Source organism: Streptomyces sp. NPDC029466, from assembly GCF_055574515.1.
The window spans coordinates 207,048-225,964 of record NZ_JBVHZH010000004.1 but is presented as its reverse complement, the minus strand read 5'-3'; the positions used below and the strand labels follow the sequence as shown (position 1 = coordinate 225,964).

Here is an 18,917-nt window from a genome sequence, read left to right as displayed (position 1 = left end):
GTCGCTCGGGGCCGCCGCGGGACGGTCGCGGCGAACGTTCCTCAGCCTAGGGATCAGGCCCCGGCGCCCGGTACCGACAGTGTGTATGGCGCTCACCACGCGCACGGACAGAGTGTCTACGGCCTGGAGGAAACTCCAGGGGGCGCTCCGGGCGGCAGCCGCCGGGCCGCGGCGGGGAACGCCGTCCGTACCGCGTCCGGCCAGTGACCGTCGACCAGGTGCGGGCGCAGCGCCGACAGTCCCCCGCAGTACTTGGTGAATCCGGCGGCCCGGATGCCGAAGCCGGCCAGCAGCCGGTCCGCCTCGGTCGGCCGGCCGGCGCTCCGGGTCCCGACGAGGAGCAGCCCGCCGTCGGCCCGTAACGTCCGGCCGGTCGCCGGGTCCCGGCAGAGCAGCGCCGCATCGCAGGTGATGCGCTGGCCGTCCGCGACGAAGGTGGTCCGGAGGTATTCGGTCTCGACGGTGCGGAGCAGGTGGGCGGGGGCCGGGAGGCCGTAGGAGCGGTCCAGTACGGCGGCGAGGAAGCCGCGCGGGGCCGTGCCGAGGGCCGCGGCGTCCGGCAGCAGCGGCTGCCGGTGGGTGACCGTCTCGCCGCGCCGCCCCGTCAGCTTGACCTCGAACTGCCGCTCCCCGGTGTCCGCGTAGCGCCGCTCACGGATCCGGTAGCGGCGGCCGCGGCCCTGCCGGGCGTCGTGGAAGGACCGCAGATCGGGGGTGTCGTAGTGGACGGAGTGGTAGCGGAACCAGCGGCGCCCGTTGACGCACAGCGCCGCGAACGGGCCGCCCGGCCCGCGGCGGCCGGTGAGTTCGGCCGCGAAGGCGGCGAAGACCTCGACCGGGACGAGATAGCTGCGGTCGAAGCGGGTGCGGAGTTCGGCGCGGGCCTGGACCTCGGCGAGCGGCACGGGGCGCGCGGCCATGGCGGCGCGGGCGAGGGCGCGTACGGCGGGGATCACACGGGCTCCTTGGGGACGGCGGGAGGGAGGGGGAGGGGAGGGGAGGGGAGGGGGAGCGTGCGGGGGTGGCTCGGTAGGCGTTCTACGTGCTGCGCCGCCGGGAAGTTCCGGTCCGTGGAAAGAGACATCCGTTGGCGATGCATCCCGGCCAAAGTCGGGGCGGTGTGCGGCAGATGCTTGTTGACAGCATGCTGTCGTAAGGACAGGATGCTGTCGTAGAGGCAACAGGGAACGGTGGGCCGGGGTCCGCCGTCGGCCGAGGGAGCTCTCATGAATCCGCGCACCGTGCATCTCGCCGCCTACGACACGCTCGCGGACTGGGAGTGCGGCCACGCCATCGGCCATCTCCGCAGCGGCAGTTACTTCCGTCCGGCGCGGGGCCCGTACGAGGTGGTCACCGTCGCGGCCACCACCGACGGGCCGGTGACGACCATGGGCGGGCAGCGGATCGTGCCCGGTCTCGCGCTCGACGCCCTGCGCCCCGAGGACAGTGCGCTGCTGATCCTTCCGGGCGCCCACCTGTGGGATTCCGGCGAGGAGTTGCTGCCGTTCGCCGCCAAGGCCCGGGAGTTCCTGGCCGCCGGGGTGCCGGTCGCGGCGATCTGCGGCGCGACCGCGGGGCTGGCCCGGGAAGGACTGCTGGACGACCGTCCGCACACCAGCGGCGCCGCCCCGTACCTCGCCGCCCAGCCCGGCTACCGGGGCGGCGACCACTACCGCGAGGCCGACGCGGTGCGCGCCGGCGGTCTGATCACCGCGGGGCCGACCGAGCCGGTGGCCTTCGCCCGGGAGATCTTCGCCGAACTCGACGTGATGGAGCCGCGGATCCTCGACGCCTGGTACCGGCTGTTCGCCCGCTCCGACGCCGCTGCCTTCCCCGTTTTGATGACGGCGGGAACGGACGGCTCCGAGGACGGCTCCGTATGAGCGGGGCCCGGCCCGATGCGTCCCGGGCGGCCGATGCGTCCCCGGCGCCCGAGGCCGCGGAACTCCTCAGCCGTACCGCCCTTGCCGTCTTCCGGCTCAACGGCCAGTTCCTCTCCGTCGCGGACGGCCTGGCCCGGCCGGCCGGGCTGACCGCGGCCTGGTGGCAGGTCCTGGGCGCCGTGCTGCCCGAGCCGCTGCCCGTCGCCGGTATCGCCCGCGTCATGGGCATCACCCGCCAGAGCGTGCAGCGCATCGCCGACCTCCTGGTAGCCCGTGGCCTGGCCGCGTACCGGCCGAACCCGGCGCACCGCCGCGCCAAACTCCTCACCCCGACCGAGGAGGGGCGGGCCGCCGTCGCCCGGATCACCCCCGGCCACGGGGAGTTCGCCGCCCGGCTGGACGAACAGCTCGGCGGGGCGGACGGGTTCGGGCGGGTCACGGCGGCGCTGGAGGAGCTGTCGGCGGCGCTGGACGCGTTGTCCGCCGCGCCCCAGTCCCCGCCGGACGCCGGGGTATAAGGGCCGACGGCCTATGGGGGCGCGGCGGGCGCTGGGTATCCTCCACCGCGGGGGAGCGGGCCGCGGGCAGCACCGGGTGCGGAGGCGCCGGCGTCCATGGCTCGCGGGGCGGCTTCGGGGGAAAGGGCGACGGGATCATGGAACGGCTGATACGGACGGGGAAGCAGCAGGGGTGGGCCGGGCGGCCCGGGGGGCTGCGGCCGCTGAGGGCGCAGGATCCGCAGCGGATCGGGGACTACCGGCTGCTGGGGCGGCTCGGCGAGGGCGGTATGGGCCGGGTGTTCCTGGCCCGTTCGGACCGTGGGCGTACGGTCGCGGTCAAGCTGGTGCGTGCGGAACTGGCCGGTCAGGAGGAGTTCCGGGCCCGCTTCCGGCAGGAGGTACGGGCCGCGCAGCAGGTCGGCGGTGAGTGGACGGCGCCCGTCCTGGACGCGGACACCGAGGCCGAGACCCCCTGGGTCGCCACGGGGTACATCGCGGGCCCCTCGCTCCAACAGGTCGTCGGCGGCAGCGGCAGTCCGCTGCCCGAGCGGAGTGTGCGGATCCTGGCCGCCGGGCTGGCCCGCGCGCTGGGCGCGATCCATGAGGCCGGGATCATCCACCGCGACCTCAAACCGTCCAATGTGCTGCTGACCATCGACGGGCCGCGGGTCATCGACTTCGGTATCGCGCGGGCGCTGGAGGCGGTCACCGGCAGCGGGGTGACGCGTACCGGCGCCTCGGTCGGCTCGCCGGGCTTCATGTCGCCGGAGCAGGTGCGCGGTGCGCCGCTGACCCCGGCCTGCGATGTCTTCTGCCTCGGGTCCGTCCTGGCCTTCGCGGCGACCGGGCGGCAGCCGTTCGGCACGGCCGACAGCATCGCGCCCGCGGTGATGTACCGCATCGCCCAGGAGGAGCCCGATCTCTCCGCGCTGCCCGACGAGCTGCGCGAGCTGGTCTCCGGATGCCTGGCCAAGGACCCGGAACAGCGGCCCACGCCCGCGGAGTTGGTGGCGCTGGCGGAGGCCGGGGACGGGCCGGGCACGGACGGCGAGCCCTGGCTGCCGGGAGCGCTGATCGCCCGGCTGGGACGGCATGCCGTGGAGCTGCTGGAGGCGGAGGACCCGCAGGAGTTCACGGCGGAGGGCGGTGACCGGGCCGGCGCCGCGGCCACGTCGCCCGTCTCCGAAGCCCCCGGGACGCATGCGCTGCCCACCGCCGTCTCGCGTACCGACGCGGCGGACCGCACCCCGCCGCCGCCAAGTCCCGTGGCGCCGGGCCCGGCTTCGTACGCGCCGCCGGGCTCCCCCGGGCAGCACGGCCATGCGGCCGCGGCCCCCGCCGCGCCGTCGCGCCGCCGCCGGGGTGCCCGGGCCGCCCTGGTCACCGGGGTCGCGCTGGCGCTGGCCGGGGCCGGTGCGGTCACCGCGTATGCCGTGCTCAACAACGGCGGTGACGGCGTACGGACGGAGGGCGAAGCCGGCGGGGCCTCGCAGTCCGCCGCGCACGGGAGCCTTCCCGCGGACTACTTGGGCACCTGGGAGACGACGGTCGGCGACTCCGCCCTCAATGGCCGGCGCCTCACGCTCACCCAGGGCACGACCGGTGACACCGTGCTGACCATGACGGCGACCGGGGCGAACTACCGCTGCACCTTCGCGGCCACCCTGACCAGTGCGGGTCCCCCGGTCCGCCTCGGCCCGTCCACGGTGGTGTCCGGACCGACCGACAGCTGCGTTCCCGGCGAGCCGAGCACCCTGGAGATGGTGGGCGGCACCCTGCGCCGCACCTCCGACGACGGGAAGGCGCTGACGTACCGCAGGACCGGGGTACCGGCCGCCAAGACGGGGTGAGGCCGCCCGGGCGGGGCGACGGCCGCCCGGCCGGTCAACGGCCGCTCTTGCAGGCGGTGTTGGGCAGGGCGGCGACCGCCGGGACGAGATGACGCGGGGTCCGGCGGCTCCCCGGCGCCGGGAGCTCCGCCATCCCCCCTGGTCACCCGCCCGTCGCTCCCCCGTCACCCCCCGATCGTTCTCCCGTCGTAACGCCCCATCGGCCGTGGCGCGATCCCGCTCCGCCTAGGCTCAGAGGACGCCTGTCGCCGGAACGTGTCTCCGGCACGGAACGAAAAGGGGGAGGGTGCCCGGATGGACGGCCTGCGCGGGCTGACCGCCGACGATCCGTCATGGATCGGGGACTACCGGCTGCTCAGCCGACTCGGCAGTGGCGGGATGGGGCGGGTCTACCTCGCCCGTTCCGAGGGCGGCAGGACCGTCGCCGTGAAGCTGGTGAAGGCCGAACTCGCCGCGGAGGAGGAGTTCCGGGACCGCTTCCGCGCCGAGGTCGCGGCCGCGCGGCGGGTCGGCGGGCGCTGGACCGCGCCGGTGCTGGACGCCGACACCGAGGCCGCGGTCCCGTGGGTCGCCACCGGCTATATCGCGGGCCCCACCCTGAGCCAGGTCGTCGGGTCGTACGTCCGCCAGGGCGACTACGGCCCGCTCCCGGAGGATTCGCTGCGGCGGCTGGCGTACGGGCTGGCCTGCGCACTGCGCGACATCCACAGCGCCGGGCTGGTGCACCGCGACCTCAAGCCGTCCAACGTCCTGCTCACCATCGACGGGCCGCGGGTCATCGACTTCGGGATCGCGCGGGCGCTGGACGCGGTCGGGGAGCAGACCCAGACGCGGGCCGGCACGGTGCTCGGCTCACCCAGCTTCATGTCGCCCGAGCAGGTCACGGGGCAGCGTGTCGCCCCGGCCAGCGATGTGTTCTGTGTGGGCTCGGTGCTGGCGTACGCGGCCACCGGGCGGCAGCCGTTCGGCAATCCCGCTTCGGGCGTGCACGCGGTGATGTTCAAGATCGCGCAGGAGGAGCCCGACCTGGCCGCGGTGCCGGACGGGATCCGCGGGCTGATCCTGGACTGCCTGGCCAAGGACCCGGCGGCGCGGCCCACCCCCGGGGAGCTCGCCGAGCGCCTCGGGCCGGTGCCCGGCGGCCGGTCGGCCGCGCCCTGGCTGCCGGCCGAGCTGATCGCGCGCCTGGGGCAGCACGCCGTCCTCCTCCTGGACACCGACACCCCGCCCGGAGGCCAGTCGCCGACGGTGGTGACCACCAGGGCCGCGCCCGGTCCGGCAGTGCTCCTGCCGCCCACCGCGACCGAGCGGCGCCGCCGCCGTCGGTGGCTGCCCGTCATCGCCACCGCCGTGTTCGCGGCCGCCACGGCCGCCGCCGCGGTGCCGCTGCTGAGCGAGGGCGCGGGCGCCGAGGACAGCGCGTCCGACATCCCGGCCGGCTATATCGGCACCTGGTCGGGGCCGGTGCTGCGGGACGGGGAACCCACCGGGCAGCAGCGGCGGTTCGTGATCACCCGTGGCAAGGTCGGCGAGGTGGTCGCGAACAGCACCAGCCTCGGCGCGACCTACGAATGCCGCAGCGACGGCAAGCTGGTGTCCGTGACCCGGCAGGACGGGCACCCGGCGCTGCGGCTGGACACCACGGTCGTCCGGTCCGTGCCGGCCGGCCGCTGCGCCGCGCTGGGCGAACACACCCTGGAGGAGGGCGCCGCCGGCACCCTGACCTGGGCCGCGGCCGGGCGCACCGCGACCCTGCACCGCGTCGCCCCGTCCGACGGCACCGTCCCGGAGGGCTTCCTCGGCACCTGGCGGCGGCCGAACGACGACGGCTACGGCAGCCAGCAGCTGACCGTCCAGCCGGCCCCGGCCGGCAGCAGGGTCCTCACCAGCGTCGTCACGGGCCGCGGCGGGCGCTGCACCGCACACGCCGACCTCTACGCGTCCGAGGGCGGCAAGCTGACCGTCGGCCCGTCGGTCGTCGACCGGGCAGCCCCCGGCTGCTCACCGAGCAGCACCTCCGTGCTCAGCCTGGGCGGCGACGGCACCCTGCACCGCGAGTTCCTGGGCGACGACAAACAGCCGCGCGGCTACTCCAGGGTGAAGTAGCCGCGCGGCTGCGAGGTGCCGGGGGCCGCTGCGGGCCCCCGGCCGGTGTCCTACGACAGGAACGAGTTGATCTCGATCGTCTCGTCGCGGCCGGGGCCGACGCCGATGGCGGAGATCGGGGCGCCGGACATCTCCTCCAGCGCCTTGACGTACGCCTGGGCGTTCTTCGGCAGGTCGGAGAAGGTCTTGGCCTTGGTGATGTCCTCGGACCAGCCCGGCAGCATCTCGTAGACCGGCTTCGCGTGGTGGAAGTCGCTCTGCGAGTACGGCAGCTCCTCGACGCGCTTGCCGTCGATCTCGTACGCGACACAGACCGGGATCTGCTCCCAGCCGGTGAGCACGTCGAGCTTGGTGAGGAAGAAGTCCGTCAGACCGTTGACGCGGGTGGCGTAGCGGGCGATGACCGCGTCGAACCAGCCGCAGCGGCGGTCCCGGCCGGTGGTGACGCCGCGCTCGCCGCCGATGCGGCGCAGCGCCTCGCCGTCCTCGTCGAAGAGCTCGGTCGGGAACGGGCCGGCGCCGACGCGCGTCGTATAGGCCTTGAGGATGCCGATGACGCGGCTGATCTTCGTGGGACCGACACCCGCACCCGTGCAGGCGCCGCCCGCGGTCGGGTTCGAGGACGTGACGAAGGGGTACGTGCCGTGGTCGATGTCCAGCAGCGTGCCCTGGCCGCCCTCGAAGAGCACGACCTTGTCGTCGTCGAGCGCCTTGTTGAGGATCAGGGTGGTGTCGGCGACATACCCCTTGATCTGGTCGGCGTAGCCCAGCAGCTCCTCGACGACCTGGCCGGCCTCGATGGCGCGGCGGTTGTAGAGCTTGGTGAGCAGCTGGTTCTTGACGTCGAGCGCCGCCTCGACCTTCTGCTCCAGGATCGACTCGTCGTAGAGGTCCTGGACGCGGATGCCGACGCGGTTGATCTTGTCGGCGTAGGTCGGGCCGATACCGCGGCCGGTGGTGCCGATCTTCCGCTTGCCGAGGAACCGTTCCGTCACCTTGTCGACGGTGATGTTGTACGGCGTGATCAGATGCGCGTTACCGCTGAGCAGCAGCTTGGACGTGTCGACGCCGCGCTCGTTGAGTCCGCTCAGCTCGGAGAGCAGGACCGCCGGGTCCACGACGACGCCGTTGCCGATGACCGGGGTGCACCCCGGCGAGAGGATTCCGGAAGGGAGAAGGTGCAGTGCGTACTTCTGGTCGCCGACGACGACCGTGTGGCCGGCGTTGTTGCCGCCCTGGTAGCGCACCACATAGTCCACGGATCCACCGAGCAGGTCGGTGGCCTTTCCCTTGCCCTCATCACCCCACTGAGCACCGAGCAGCACAAGTGCGGGCACAGGCGTACACCCCTTCCGGGCGGGGCATGTCCAACGTGCGTGGATGGCGTCGGCGTGCCTGTTCACGCGTACGTCATCACTGAAGCCGTCGGACCGGTGCCCCGGAATAGACGAAGCCCCTGGCGCAATAGCGCAAGGGGCTCTTGCACCGAGATGCTACCTGAGGAAGGACCGAGGTGTCGGCGCAGCCTTCTGGGCACTCTCCCGTGGACTCCGTTCGGGGGTACCCCCTGCTCGTGGTCATCGACCCGGTCGCCCGCAGTACGGACGGCGAGTCCGTGCGGATCGCGAAGGATGTCCTGTGTGCGGGCGCGGGCGCGAAAATCTGCCTGCCGGAGGGGCCGGAGGAATTCGGGCGGATGCTCGCCCGGCGCGGCCACCGGCGGCCGGTGGTGATCGGTGACGACCGGACGCTGCTGCGGGTGGTGGGCCTGCTGCACAAGGAACGCGAGCTGGCAGCGGTGCCGCTGTCGATGGTCCCGGTGGGGGCGCCGGCCGCGGTCGCGCTGAGCCGCGCGCTGGGCGTCCCCACGGACACGGTGGCCGCCGCGCGGGCTGTCCTGGACGGCGGGGAGCGGCCGATGGATCTGCTCACGGACGACAGCGACGGCATCGTGCTGGGCGGCCTGCGCATCCCCTGCGGCAGCGCGGCGACCCGGCTGGGGCACGGGGCGTATGTGCCGGCCCCGGCGCCGCCGCCGGCCCCGGTGGACCCGGCCGGGGCCCTGGGCGGCCGGGGCGGTCCGGCGGACGGTCCGGACGGGCCCCGGCCGTGGTGGAAGCCGGCCGCCAAGACGGCCCGTACGGCGCTGGCGATGCTGGCCGCGCCGGCGGCGGGGCTGGGCGCCCGGCGGGCCCGGGTGCCGGGGCAGCGGCTGCGGATCGAGGCGGACGGGGTGCTGCTGGCGGATCTGGACCGGCCGGTGCGCGGGGTGTCGGTGGTGCCCGGCGGACGGACCGGGGCGGAGGCACCGCGGACGGGGACCGCGGACGGCCGTGAGCTGGCCGAGGTCGTGGTGCACTGGCCGGGCGGCGGCCGGCCGGTGCGGGCCCGGGCGCGGGCGGTGACGGTGTCCGGCGCGGACTTCCACTACCGGGCGGACGCGCTGGTCGCCGGGCCGGTCAGGACCCGTACGTGGACCGTGCAGCCGGCCGCCTGGCGGCTTCAGCTGCCGCGGGGCTGAGCTCCGGCCCGCGGCTCAGCGGCCGGCGCTTTCCAGGTCGCTCCGCAGCTGGTCGCGGTGCTCGCGCCAGCGCTGGAGCAGCCCGGCGAGCTCCTTCTGGAGGAACTCGAAGAAGATCAGCGTCTCGGCGATCCGGCGGCCGGCCGGGGAGTCCTCACCGAGGCTGTCGACGCCCTCGCGCAGGGTGCCCTCCCAGCGGGTGAGGGCGTTGTCCCGGCGGGCCAGCGCCTCGTACCACTGATCACTGTGCACGCGGTAGCGGTCGCGGCGGGAGCCGGGCTCGCGTTCCCGGCTGACCATGTCGACCTGGGAGAGGTAGCGGATCGCGCCGGAGACGGCGGCCGGGCTGACCTGGAGGCGCTCGCCGAGTTCGGCCGAGGTCAGCACACCGGAGTCGGAGGCCAGCAGACAGGCGAAGACCCGGGCGGACATCCGCTGCATCCCGGCGTCGACGAGCTGGGAGGCGAACCGCTCGACGAACTGCGAGACCGCTCCGTCGTCGCGGGTGTCCTCGCCGCCATCCTGGCGGGCGTCGTCGGTCCGGTCCGCACTCTGCTGTGGCTGCTCACTCATATCCGCATCATCTCCCCTGTTCAGAGCCACCCACCCCAACTTTATACGGTTTCTTAACTTCACAAATTTGTGAATCTAGCGTAGCTTCCAAAGCATGACCAAGGCAATGACTCCCGCCGCCGCGATCCGGGTCGACGGTCTCCACAAGTCCTTCGGCCGCACCCATGCGCTGGACGGCCTCGATCTCCAGGTGTCGGCCGGTGAGGTGCACGGCTTCCTCGGCCCCAACGGCGCCGGCAAGTCCACGACCATCCGCGTACTGCTCGGCCTGCTGCGCGCCGACGGCGGCACGGCCCGGCTGCTGGGCAAGGACCCCTGGCAGGACGCCGTCGAGCTGCACCGCCGGATCGCGTATGTGCCGGGCGATGTGACGCTGTGGCGCAATCTGTCCGGCGGTGAGGTCATCGACCTCTACGGCCGGCTGCATCAGGGCAGCGGCGCGAAGCGCCTCGGTTGGGGCGGTGGCGGGCGACGGGCGGGCGGGCTGGACGTGCGGCGCCGGGCCGAGCTCCTGGAGCGGTTCGAACTCGACCCCACCAAGAAGGGGCGGACGTACTCCAAGGGCAACCGTCAGAAGGTCGCGCTGGTCGCCGCCTTCGCCTCCGACGTCGACCTGCTCATCCTCGACGAGCCGACCTCCGGGCTCGACCCGCTGATGGAGGAGGTCTTCCAGAGCTGTGTCGCCGAGGAGCGCGACCGCGGCCGTACGGTCCTGCTCTCCAGCCATGTGCTGTCCGAGGTCGAGGCGCTCTGCGACCGCGTGAGCATCATCCGCAAGGGACGGACCGTCGAATCCGGCTCTCTGGGGGAGCTGCGGCATCTGACCCGCACCTCGGTCACCGCCGAACTCACCGGCCCGCCCAACGGGCTGGCCGCGCTCCCGGGCGTGCACGGCCTGTCCAGCAGGCCGCTCCCGGGGAATCAGGGCCACCGCGTCCGCCTCCAGGTCGACACCGACAAGCTCGACGCCGTACTCCGCTCGCTCGGCAGCTCCGGCGTCCGCAGCCTCACCAGCACCCCGCCCACCCTGGAAGAGCTCTTTCTGCGGCACTACCAGGACGACGCCCGCACCGCCGGGGCGGTCGCGCGATGACCGCCGTGACCGCGGCCCCGCCCGCCCGCGCCGTCCGCCCCCGCCATCTGGCGGGCACCGGAGCCCTGTTGCGCCTCGCGCTGCGCCGCGACCGGATGATGATCCCGGCCTGGGTACTGGCCCTGGGCCTGTCCGTCGCCGGCATGGGCGCGTCCTTCGAGGCGGTGTACGACTCCGCCGCCCAGCGCGCCGGACTGGCCGCCTCGATGAACCACAACGGCTCGATGCGCGCGCTGTACGGGCCGGTCTTCAGCGACTCCGTCGGCGGCCTGGTCGCCTGGCGGATGGCCGGCTTCGGTGCCGTCCTCGCCGCGGTGATGAGCCTGCTGATCGTGGTCCGGCACACCCGCGAAGAGGAGGAGACGGGACGTCAGGAACTGCTCTCCGCCGCCATGGTGGGCCGCCGGGCCCCGCTGACCGCGGCCCTGCTGACCGCCCTGCTCGCCAACGCCCTGCTGGCGGCGCTGATCGCGGGCGGCTCGGCGCTGTCCGGCCGGCCGGCCGCCGGTTCGCTCGCGCTCGGCCTGGCCCTCGGCGGCACCGGCACGCTCTTCGCCGCCCTGGCCGCCGTCGCCGCCCAACTCACCGAGAGCGCACGGCTGGCCAAGGGGCTGACCGGCGCGGTCCTGGGCCTCGCCTTCGCGGTGCGCGCCGCGGGCGACGCCGCGACGACCGGGGCCGGCTCCCCGCTCACCTGGGCCTCCCCGGTCGGCTGGGCGGAGAACCTCCGCCCGTACGCCGGCGAACGCTGGTGGGTCCTCCTGCTCTTCCTCGCGGCGACCGCCCTGACCGCCTCCGCCGCCTACGCCCTGACCGCCCGCCGCGACCTCGGTATGAGCTTCCTGCCCGCCCGCCCCGGGCCGGCCGTCGCACCGCGGTCCCTGAGCGGCCCCTTCGGCCTGGCCTGGCGCCTCCAGCGGACCACCCTGCTGGGCTGGACGGCCGGTTTCCTGGGCGTCGGCGCGCTGTTCGGCGGGATCGCCAAGGGCGCCGCCGACCTGGTCGGCGACAATCAGCAGACCCGCGAGATCGTCGAGCGGATGGGCGGCCAACAGGGCCTGGCCGAGGCATTCCTGGCCACCATGACCGGGCTGCTCGGCATGGTCGCGGCGCTCTACGCGGCCGGTGCGGTGCTCCGGCTGCGCGGTGAGGAGACCGGGGAGCGCGCGGAGCCGGTGCTGGCGGGCGCGGTGAGCCGGCTCCGCTGGGCCGGCAGCCATCTGGCGCTCGCGTACGGGGGCAGCGTCGTCATCCTGGCCTCCGGCGGACTGGCCCTGGGCCTGACCTACGGCCTCTCGGTCGACGACCCCGTCGGCCGGCTGGGCCCGGTGCTGGCCGCGGCGCTCGCCCAGGTCCCGGCGGTCTGGACGCTCACCGGTCTGGCGGTCCTCGTCTTCGGCCTGTTCCCGAAGGCCGCCCCCGCCGTCTGGGCACTCGTCGGCGGCTGCCTGGCCCTCGGCTGGCTCGGCCCCTCGCTCAAGTTCCCCGCGTGGGCGATGAATCTCTCGCCGTACAGCCATCTCCCCAAGCTGCCCGGCGCGGATGTCACCGCCGCCCCGTTCCTCTGGCTGCCGGCGCTGGCCGTCCTCTTCGCCGCCGTGGGCCTGGTGGGCGTGCGGCGGCGGGACATCGGCTGATCCCCGGCGGCCGGGCGCGCGAGGGCCGGCCGCCCCACAAGACGTGCGCCGTCGGAGCTGTAGCGGACTCCGGCGGCGCACTGCCGGGTGCGGTGGTGAGCGGGCCCACACTGTCCACAGCCTGTGGATGCAGCACATGCCGCGACCCACCGCCAGTCACTGTTCGCCATTTCACCTGGCGGTGTGTTAACTCGCAGTAACCCTAGAGCACTTGGTGACCGACCCGTTACTTTCCGTGCGCACGGTCGTGACCACGACCCGCGGCACCGGAGGGGTTCATGCGACGTATCACCACCAAGCTCGGCATTCTCGCGGCAGCGGCACTGCTCGCCGTCACGGTGGCCGGACCGGCCCAGGGGAAGCAGACCAGCGACGCCGGGCGCACCGGCGCCGAAGCGGCGGCCTACTTCGTGATGACCGATGTCACCCGCGCGGAATTCGTCATCAAGATCACCGACCCGCGCAAGATCCAGCACGCCCGGGATCTGCTGAGCGGTGCGACCAGCTCCGAGCCCCATGTCATCGGCCGGATCGACAAGCGCACCGCCCCGTACAACTGGCGCTGGAGCTTCCATCTCCGCCCGGAGACCATCGACTTCTTCGACTTCGCCATCGAGGTCTGTGACGCCACCACGCCCTATGTCGAGGAGCATCTGGACGAGGCCGGCGGCCCGTTCCTGCCCGGACTGGTCTGGTGCCCCTGGAGCTCGAAGCTGGTGCGAGAGATCCCCCAGCCGTAAGGCGGCGTACGCGGGCCGCCGGCCGGGGCTCCCCCGCCGGCGGCCCGCGCGCGTCCTGCCCGGGGCTCAGCCCCCCGGCGTCACCAGCCGCGCCTCGTACGCGAACACCGCGGCCTGGGTGCGGTCGCGCAGCCCCAGCTTCACCAGGATGCGGCTGACATGCGTCTTCACCGTCGACTCGGCGACCACCAGATGCTCGGCGATCTCCCCGTTCGACAGGCCCTGGGCCACCAGCACCAGGACCTCGGTCTCCCGCTCGGTGAGGTCGGCGATCCGCTCCTGGGCCGGGGCGCGGGGAGTGCCGAGGCGGGAGAACTCGGAGATCAGTCGCTTGGTGACGGTCGGGGCGAGCAGCGCCTCGCCGGAGGCGACGATACGGACGCCCTCGGCGAGCTGGCCGGCCGAGGCGTCCTTGAGGAGGAAGCCGCTGGCCCCGGAACGCAGCGCCTGGTAGACGTATTCGTCCAGGTCGAAGGTGGTCAGCACGAGCACCTTGGCGCCCTCGTCGGCGGCCACGATCTCGCGGGTCGCCTCCAGGCCGTTCATCTCCGGCATCCGGATGTCCATCAGGACGACATCGGGCTTGAGGACGGCGACCTTGCGCACCGCCTCCCGGCCGTCGACCGCCTCCCCGATGACCTCGATGTCCGGCATGGCGTTCAGCAGGACCGAGAAGCCCTCCCGGACCATCACCTGGTCGTCGACGATCAATACCCGGATCATGCCCGCGCTCCCCCAGCCTTGTTCTCGCCCGTTGTGTTCGCCACCGGGATGAACGCCGCGACCTCGAAGCCGCCGTCCTCGGTGTGGTCGGCCGTGATCTCGCCGCCCAGCATTTGTACCCGCTCGCGCATTCCCAGCACGCCGTGCCCCGCCCCCGGGGACGGCTTGGCCAGCCGGCTCGGCGCACCGTTGACGATCCGTACGCCCAGCCCGCCGAGCACATACGAGACCTCCACCCGGGCCTCGGCGCCCGGTGAGTGCCGCAGCGCGTTGCTCAGCCCCTCCTGCACGATCCGGTACGCGGACAGCTCGACGCCCTGGGGCAGCGCCCGGGGCGAACCGGTGACCACGGCCTCGACGACCAGCCCGGCGCCGCGGACGCTGTCCAGCAGCGAGTCGAGGCTGGCGAGCGTCGGCTGCGGGGCCTCCGGGTCGCTCTCGGCGAAGGCGTCCGGGTCGGCGGAGCGCACCACGCCGAGGATGCGGCGCAGTTCGGCCAGCGCGGCGACGGCGTTCTCCCGGATCGTGGCGAAGGACGTGGCGAGCTCGGGCGGGGTGTCCTTGACGCGGTAGGGCGCCGCCTCGGCCTGGATGGCGATGACGGACATGTGGTGGGCGACCACGTCGTGCAGCTCGCGGGCGATCAGGGCCCGCTCCTCCAGCAGCGTGCGCCGGGTGCGCTCCTCCTCGGTGACGGTCCGCGTCCTGACGACCTGTTGGCGCTCCTCGCGCCAGGCACGGACCGCGGCGGCGGAGATCAGAATCACTCCGCAGAAGACCGCCGCCGGCGGCAGATCGCCCGGGTCCGCGCCGACGAGCGCCGTCAGGACCGCCGCCACGGCAAAGGTGACCAGCCACATCTCCATGGCCAGCCGGGGCCGGGTGCGCAGCACCACGAGGACCATCACCATGACGTGGGTGGCGAACGCGCCGTTCGAGAAGATGTTGGGCGCGTACAGGTTGTCCGTCTCGGCGAACGCCCCGACGGCGAACGCGGCCAACGACAGCCAGTAGGCGCCGACCGGGCGGAAGAGCGTGAGCATCGGCGGCGCGGCGAGCAGCAGGGAGAAGCCGGCGGCCACCATGCCGTGCAGCGCTCCGGGGCCGGAGCTGGCCAGGTCCGCCAGGAAGACGAAAGCCGAGAAGAAGCCGACGGTGACGTGCGGCAGCCAGCGCGCCCAGTGCCGCAGCCGCTCGGGCAGCCACGGCACCCACCGGGAGATCTTGGCATCTTCCAGCGGCGGCAGCGGGCGGAAGGCGAAGGCGTCGACGAACAGGTCCTGGCGCAGCCGGTGCAGCACGCCATGGGCTATCCGTGCCTCCGTATGCAAGGAGTCCTGCTTCTGGGTCTTCTCGTTCACGCTGACAACGGTAAGCAACGGCGGACCTCCGCGGCGTCCTCACCAGTGGGGATCTGCCGGCGTCCGCCTCAAGTACTACGTGGCCGGTGCAGACGGTGCACGCGACGGATGAGTGTGTGACAGCTGGGACTGCCGGGGGTGACGGGGGCGTAGTGGCCGACGCCGGGCAGCTCGTGCAGGTCCGTGCTGCCGGGATGCCGCGCGGCGTAGCGGCGGGAGAGCTCCACCGGGACCTCCGGGTCGTCGGTGCCGTGCAGGAGCGTCACCGGGATGCCCGACGGCGGATGGCACAGCGGGTCGGCCGCGGCGAGGCGTTCCGCAAGGCCGGGGGCGTCGCCCAGCAGCTCGGCGACCGCGCCGTCGCTCAGCCCCAGCTCATGGGCGCGGGCCAGATCGGCGACCGGTGCGACCGCCAGGACCCGGGTCACCGGGGTGCCGGGCCGGGCGGCCGCGAGCAGCGCGAGATGGCCGCCCGCGGAGTGCCCGGCCAGGACCACGCCGGGGCCCGCCGCGGTCTTCGCCAGGGCCGTGTGGGCGGCCCCGACGGCCGCCGTGACGTCCTCGAACGTCTGCGGCGCCCCGCCGCCCGCGCCGACCCTGCGGTACTCGGCCAGCGCGACCGGCAGCCCCTGGCCGGCCAGCTCGGCGGCGAGCGGCGAGAGATGCCGGCGGTCGTAGGCCGCGCGCCAGAAACCGCCGTGCAGCAGGACGACCAGCGGGCCGCGGGCCGCCCGCCCGCCGTCGCCCGCCCGCGGCTCGTAGAGGTCGACGATCTGGTCCGGATGCGGCCCGTAGGCCACCGTCCGGTCCGGCGCCACCGGGGCGAGCCCCAGCAGCGCCGCTTCCTCGTCCGCCACCCTCACCCGGCGGCCCCGGACTCCACATCCGGCAGCGCCCCCAGCACCTCACCGAGCACCCGGGCCGCCCGCTCCGCGTCCGCGAAGGAGGTGTAGAGCGGGGTGAAGCCGAAGCGCAGCACATCGGGGTGGCGGAAGTCGCCGACCACCCCGCGCCGGATCAGCTCGTCCATCACCTCACCGGCGAGCGGGGCGCCGCCCTGCCGGTCCGCGGCGAGCTTGGGAGAGCACGCCAGCGACACCTGGCTGCCGCGCCACTGAGGGTCGGAAGGGGTGAGGGAACGCACCCGGCCCGGCGGCACATAGGCCGCCACACACTCCAGGAAGAAGTCGGTCAGCGCGAGGCTCTTGGTGCGCACCTCCTCGATGGCCACCCCGTCCCAGACCTCCAGCGCCGCCTCCAGGGCGAGCAGCGAGAGGATGTCGGGGGTGCCGACCCGGCCGCGCAGAATGCCGTCGGCCGGTTCGTAGGAGGGGTCCATGGCGAACGGCTCGGCATGCGAGTTCCAGCCCGGCAGCGGCGATTCGAACCGCTCCTGGAGGCTCTCGCGGATGTAGAGGTACGCGGGCGCACCCGGGCCGCCGTTGAGGTACTTGTACGTACAGCCGACGGCGAGATCGACATGGTGCGCATCAAGGCCGACCGGCAGCGCACCCGCGCTGTGGCACAGGTCCCAGACGGCGAGCGCGCCCGCGGAGTGCAGCGCATGCGTGATGCCGGGCAGGTCGTTGAGCCGGCCGGTGCGGTAGTCGACGTGGTTGACCAGCGCCAGCGCGGTCCGCTCGGTGACCTCGTCGGCGATCCGCGCGGGCTCGACCGGGCGCACCGCGAGACCGGTCATCCGGGCCGCGGAGCGGGCGATATAGCCGTCGGTCGGGAACGTGGTGGCATCGACGAGGATCTCCGTGCAGCCCTTGCCGGCCATCCGGACGCCGCCGATCACGGCCTTGAAGATGTTGACGCTGGTCGAGTCGCCGACCACCACCCGGCCCGGACCCGCCCCGATCAGCGGGGCGATCTTGTCGCCGATCCGCTCGGGCGCGGTCCACCAGCCGGACTCGTTCCAGGACCGGATGCGCAGCTGCCCCCATTCCCGGGTGATGACATCGGCTATGCGGTCAAAGACCCCGCGGGGCAGCACCCCGAGGGAGTTGCCGTCCAGGTAGACGTCCGCGTCGCCGGACGCGTGATCGGGCGCGGGGTCCAGGACGAAGCGCTCGCGGACCGCGGCGAGCGGATCGGCGGCGTCCAACTCCGCGGCGCGCACGGCCTGTTCCCGGCCCCCGGAGGGCTCGGTGCGGTCGGTCGTCTCGGGGAATTCGGGGATCTCAGACATGGCTTCGCGCCGTCCACAGCTCGGGGAAGACGTTCTTGCGGGCCCGCTTCTCCAGCCAGGCCACCCCCGCGGAACCGCCGGTACCCATCTTCGCTCCCATCGCCCGCCACGTCGCGATCAGGTGGTCGTTGCGCCAGCGCAGGACCAGCTCGCCGACATCGGTCAACACCTCACCGAGCCGGACCAGCTCGGACTCCTGCGAACCGGCGTAGATCTCGGCCCAGACGGCCTCGACGGCCGGATCCGGTTCGTACCGCAGCGCCGGGTCCCGCTCCAGCACGGCCTCGGGGACCGCCCAGCCGCGCCGGGCGAGCATCCGCAGCACCTCGTCCCACAGGCTCGGCTCCTGGAGGGCCTTCGCCAGCTCGGCGTGCTCCCGCGGCGCGCCCCGGTGCGGCACCAGCATGGACGCGGACTTCTCGCCCAGCAGGAACTCCATCCGCCGGTACATCGCCGACTGGAAGCCGGAGCCCTCGCCGAGCGCGCTGCGGTAGGCGTTGAACTGCGCCGGGGTCAGCCGGGCCAGCGGCTTCCAGGCAGCGTTCAGCGCCTCCAGCTCGTACGCGGAGCGGCGCAGCGCCGCCATCGCCACCGGCAGATCATCGCGGCGCAGCGCCTCGGCGGCGGTGCGCCACTCATGGACGATGACCGTGAACCACAGCTCCATGACCTGGGTGGTGACCAGGAAGACCATCTCGCCGGGGTCTTCGGAGAGCGGGTGCTGTAGATGGGTGAGCACGCCCGCCTGGACATAGTCCTCGTACGGGGTCGTGCTGCTGCTGCCGATGCCCAGATCCGGGGCGAATGGCGGGTCCGACTCGGCGGTGCCGGCCGATACGGGACATCCGGCGGGTGCGGTCGGTCCGCGGTCCGGGGGTTCGATGGGAGACGGCTGCGACATGAGGGACTCCTCAGGTGCGAACTACCGGGTAGCGGTCCGCCCCTTCCTTGTCGGCTCGGGAGCCCCGGTCCCCTCGGGCGCGGGATGGCCCGGCCCACTGAAATCATCGGTGCTGGGCAGCGACCGCGCAAGGGCCGGCCGCGATCACGGCCGGCCCGTTGACCTGGGCGCTCCCCGGCGGGAGCGCGGACGGCCCCGGCGCGGGGCCCGTCGGCCGCCCGTCAGGAGAGGGTGTCGGCCGCGGTCGGCGAGGAGTCCCGCAGGAAGGTCGTGCAGCGCTCGTACTCGTCCTGCTCGCCGATCGACTGGGCGGCACGGGCGAGGGCGTGCAGCGCCCGGAGGAAGCCCCGGTTGGGCTCGTGCTCGAAGGGCACCGGGCCGTGGCCCTTCCAGCCGGCCCGGCGCAGCGAGTCCAGGCCGCGGTGGTAGCCGGTGCGGGCGTAGGCGTACGACTCGACGACTCGGCCTCCCTCGAACGCGTCGTCCGCGAGCTGCGCCCAGGCCAGGGACGAGGTCGGGTACTTCGCGGCGACATCGGACGGTGCCGTGCCCGCGGCGAGCATCTCGCGGGGCTCGGGATCGTCGGGCAGATGGGTCGGGGGCGGGCCCCCGAGGAGGTTTTCGTGAATGGGCATGGTCCCAGTTTGCCAGTGCGCTGCGCTGGGCGGCCGGTCCACGTTTTTGGCTTTCCCGCCGTGGGGGTTTCTCGCCGTTTCGCCTGCGGCGGGCTGGGTCCGCTGCGCGGGGCTGTTGGGTGCGGTGGGGGGGGTCCCGGGGGGGGGGGGGGGGGGGGTGGGGTTGGTCTTTGAGGGCCATGCTCCCCCCTTACCCCTCC

At 73.7% G+C, this 18,917-nt stretch carries 17 protein-coding genes; 8 read left to right on the top strand and 9 right to left on the bottom strand.

Annotated features, from left to right (window positions below; genetic code table 11):
* Positions 1-116: 116 nt before the first annotated feature.
* Positions 117-956, bottom strand: a complete 840-nt coding sequence (locus tag ACZ4XD_RS06260; protein WP_468038704.1) for a VTC domain-containing protein — start codon at positions 954-956, stop codon at positions 117-119.
* A 270-nt stretch (positions 957-1,226) separates the two neighbouring features.
* On the opposite strand from ACZ4XD_RS06260, the gene ACZ4XD_RS06255 reads away from it, so the two are divergent.
* The 4 genes from ACZ4XD_RS06255 to ACZ4XD_RS06240 all read left to right on the top strand — a co-directional run bounded on the left by ACZ4XD_RS06255 (position 1,227) and on the right by ACZ4XD_RS06240 (position 6,339).
* Positions 1,227-1,883 carry a DJ-1/PfpI family protein gene (locus ACZ4XD_RS06255; RefSeq protein ID WP_468038702.1) on the top strand — a complete coding sequence of 219 codons (657 nt, stop codon included), beginning with the start codon at positions 1,227-1,229 and terminating at the stop codon, positions 1,881-1,883.
* Positions 1,880-2,401: a MarR family winged helix-turn-helix transcriptional regulator gene (locus ACZ4XD_RS06250; RefSeq protein ID WP_468038700.1), complete on the top strand. Its 522-nt coding sequence runs from the start codon at positions 1,880-1,882 to the stop codon at positions 2,399-2,401. Before ACZ4XD_RS06255 ends, ACZ4XD_RS06250 begins: the two co-directional genes overlap by 4 nt.
* Positions 2,402-2,538: 137 nt before the next feature.
* Positions 2,539-4,233: a serine/threonine-protein kinase gene (locus ACZ4XD_RS06245; protein ID WP_468038698.1), complete on the top strand. Its 1,695-nt coding sequence runs from the start codon at positions 2,539-2,541 to the stop codon at positions 4,231-4,233.
* Between the two features lie 294 nt (positions 4,234-4,527).
* Entirely contained in the window at positions 4,528-6,339 is a 1,812-nt protein-coding gene (locus tag ACZ4XD_RS06240) for a serine/threonine-protein kinase (protein WP_468038696.1), read from the top strand.
* Between the two features lie 50 nt (positions 6,340-6,389).
* Here ACZ4XD_RS06240 and ACZ4XD_RS06235 read toward each other — a convergent pair whose 3' ends face one another.
* Positions 6,390-7,676 (bottom strand): adenylosuccinate synthase, encoded by a 1,287-nt coding sequence (locus ACZ4XD_RS06235; protein WP_468038694.1) that lies wholly within the window; start codon positions 7,674-7,676, stop codon positions 6,390-6,392.
* A gap of 206 nt (positions 7,677-7,882) precedes the next feature.
* On the opposite strand from ACZ4XD_RS06235, the gene ACZ4XD_RS06230 reads away from it, so the two are divergent.
* The gene (locus tag ACZ4XD_RS06230; RefSeq protein WP_468038692.1) at positions 7,883-8,860 is read left to right on the top strand and encodes a diacylglycerol kinase catalytic domain-containing protein; all 978 of its coding nucleotides are present in this window, start codon (positions 7,883-7,885) and stop codon (positions 8,858-8,860) included.
* Between the two features lie 15 nt (positions 8,861-8,875).
* Here the strand turns inward: ACZ4XD_RS06230 and ACZ4XD_RS06225 are convergent, their stop codons facing one another.
* Positions 8,876-9,433, bottom strand: a complete 558-nt coding sequence (locus tag ACZ4XD_RS06225; protein WP_468038690.1) for a GbsR/MarR family transcriptional regulator — start codon at positions 9,431-9,433, stop codon at positions 8,876-8,878.
* Between the two features lie 94 nt (positions 9,434-9,527).
* Between ACZ4XD_RS06225 and ACZ4XD_RS06220 the strand changes: the two genes are divergently transcribed.
* From ACZ4XD_RS06220 to ACZ4XD_RS06210, 3 genes are all read left to right on the top strand, one after another.
* The gene (locus ACZ4XD_RS06220; RefSeq protein WP_468038688.1) at positions 9,528-10,526 is read left to right on the top strand and encodes an ABC transporter ATP-binding protein; all 999 of its coding nucleotides are present in this window, start codon (positions 9,528-9,530) and stop codon (positions 10,524-10,526) included.
* Complete coding sequence (locus ACZ4XD_RS06215; protein WP_468038686.1) at positions 10,523-12,163, top strand: ABC transporter permease; 1,641 nt, start codon at positions 10,523-10,525, stop codon at positions 12,161-12,163. Before ACZ4XD_RS06220 ends, ACZ4XD_RS06215 begins: the two co-directional genes overlap by 4 nt.
* A 278-nt stretch (positions 12,164-12,441) precedes the next feature.
* The gene (locus ACZ4XD_RS06210; RefSeq protein WP_468038684.1) at positions 12,442-12,903 is read left to right on the top strand and encodes a BP74-related protein; all 462 of its coding nucleotides are present in this window, start codon (positions 12,442-12,444) and stop codon (positions 12,901-12,903) included.
* A gap of 66 nt (positions 12,904-12,969) precedes the next feature.
* On the opposite strand, the gene ACZ4XD_RS06205 is transcribed toward ACZ4XD_RS06210, so the two are convergent.
* The 6 genes from ACZ4XD_RS06205 to ACZ4XD_RS06180 form a co-directional block, all read right to left on the bottom strand.
* Positions 12,970-13,626, bottom strand: a complete 657-nt coding sequence (locus ACZ4XD_RS06205) for a response regulator (protein WP_042151480.1) — start codon at positions 13,624-13,626, stop codon at positions 12,970-12,972.
* A complete protein-coding gene (locus ACZ4XD_RS06200) occupies positions 13,623-14,987 on the bottom strand; it encodes a sensor histidine kinase (RefSeq protein WP_468038682.1) in 1,365 nt (454 codons plus the stop codon). Before ACZ4XD_RS06200 ends, ACZ4XD_RS06205 begins: the two co-directional genes overlap by 4 nt.
* Before the next feature lie 68 nt (positions 14,988-15,055).
* Positions 15,056-15,850 carry an alpha/beta hydrolase family protein gene (locus ACZ4XD_RS06195; RefSeq protein WP_468038680.1) on the bottom strand — a complete coding sequence of 265 codons (795 nt, stop codon included), beginning with the start codon at positions 15,848-15,850 and terminating at the stop codon, positions 15,056-15,058.
* A complete protein-coding gene (gene kynU, locus ACZ4XD_RS06190) occupies positions 15,847-17,181 on the bottom strand; it encodes a kynureninase (RefSeq protein ID WP_468038678.1) in 1,335 nt (444 codons plus the stop codon). Before kynU ends, ACZ4XD_RS06195 begins: the two co-directional genes overlap by 4 nt.
* Positions 17,174-18,082, bottom strand: a complete 909-nt coding sequence (locus ACZ4XD_RS06185; RefSeq protein ID WP_468038676.1) for a tryptophan 2,3-dioxygenase family protein — start codon at positions 18,080-18,082, stop codon at positions 17,174-17,176. Before ACZ4XD_RS06185 ends, kynU begins: the two co-directional genes overlap by 8 nt.
* A 221-nt stretch (positions 18,083-18,303) precedes the next feature.
* A complete protein-coding gene (locus ACZ4XD_RS06180) occupies positions 18,304-18,717 on the bottom strand; it encodes a DUF3151 domain-containing protein (RefSeq protein ID WP_468038674.1) in 414 nt (137 codons plus the stop codon).
* Positions 18,718-18,917: the final 200 nt, after the last annotated feature.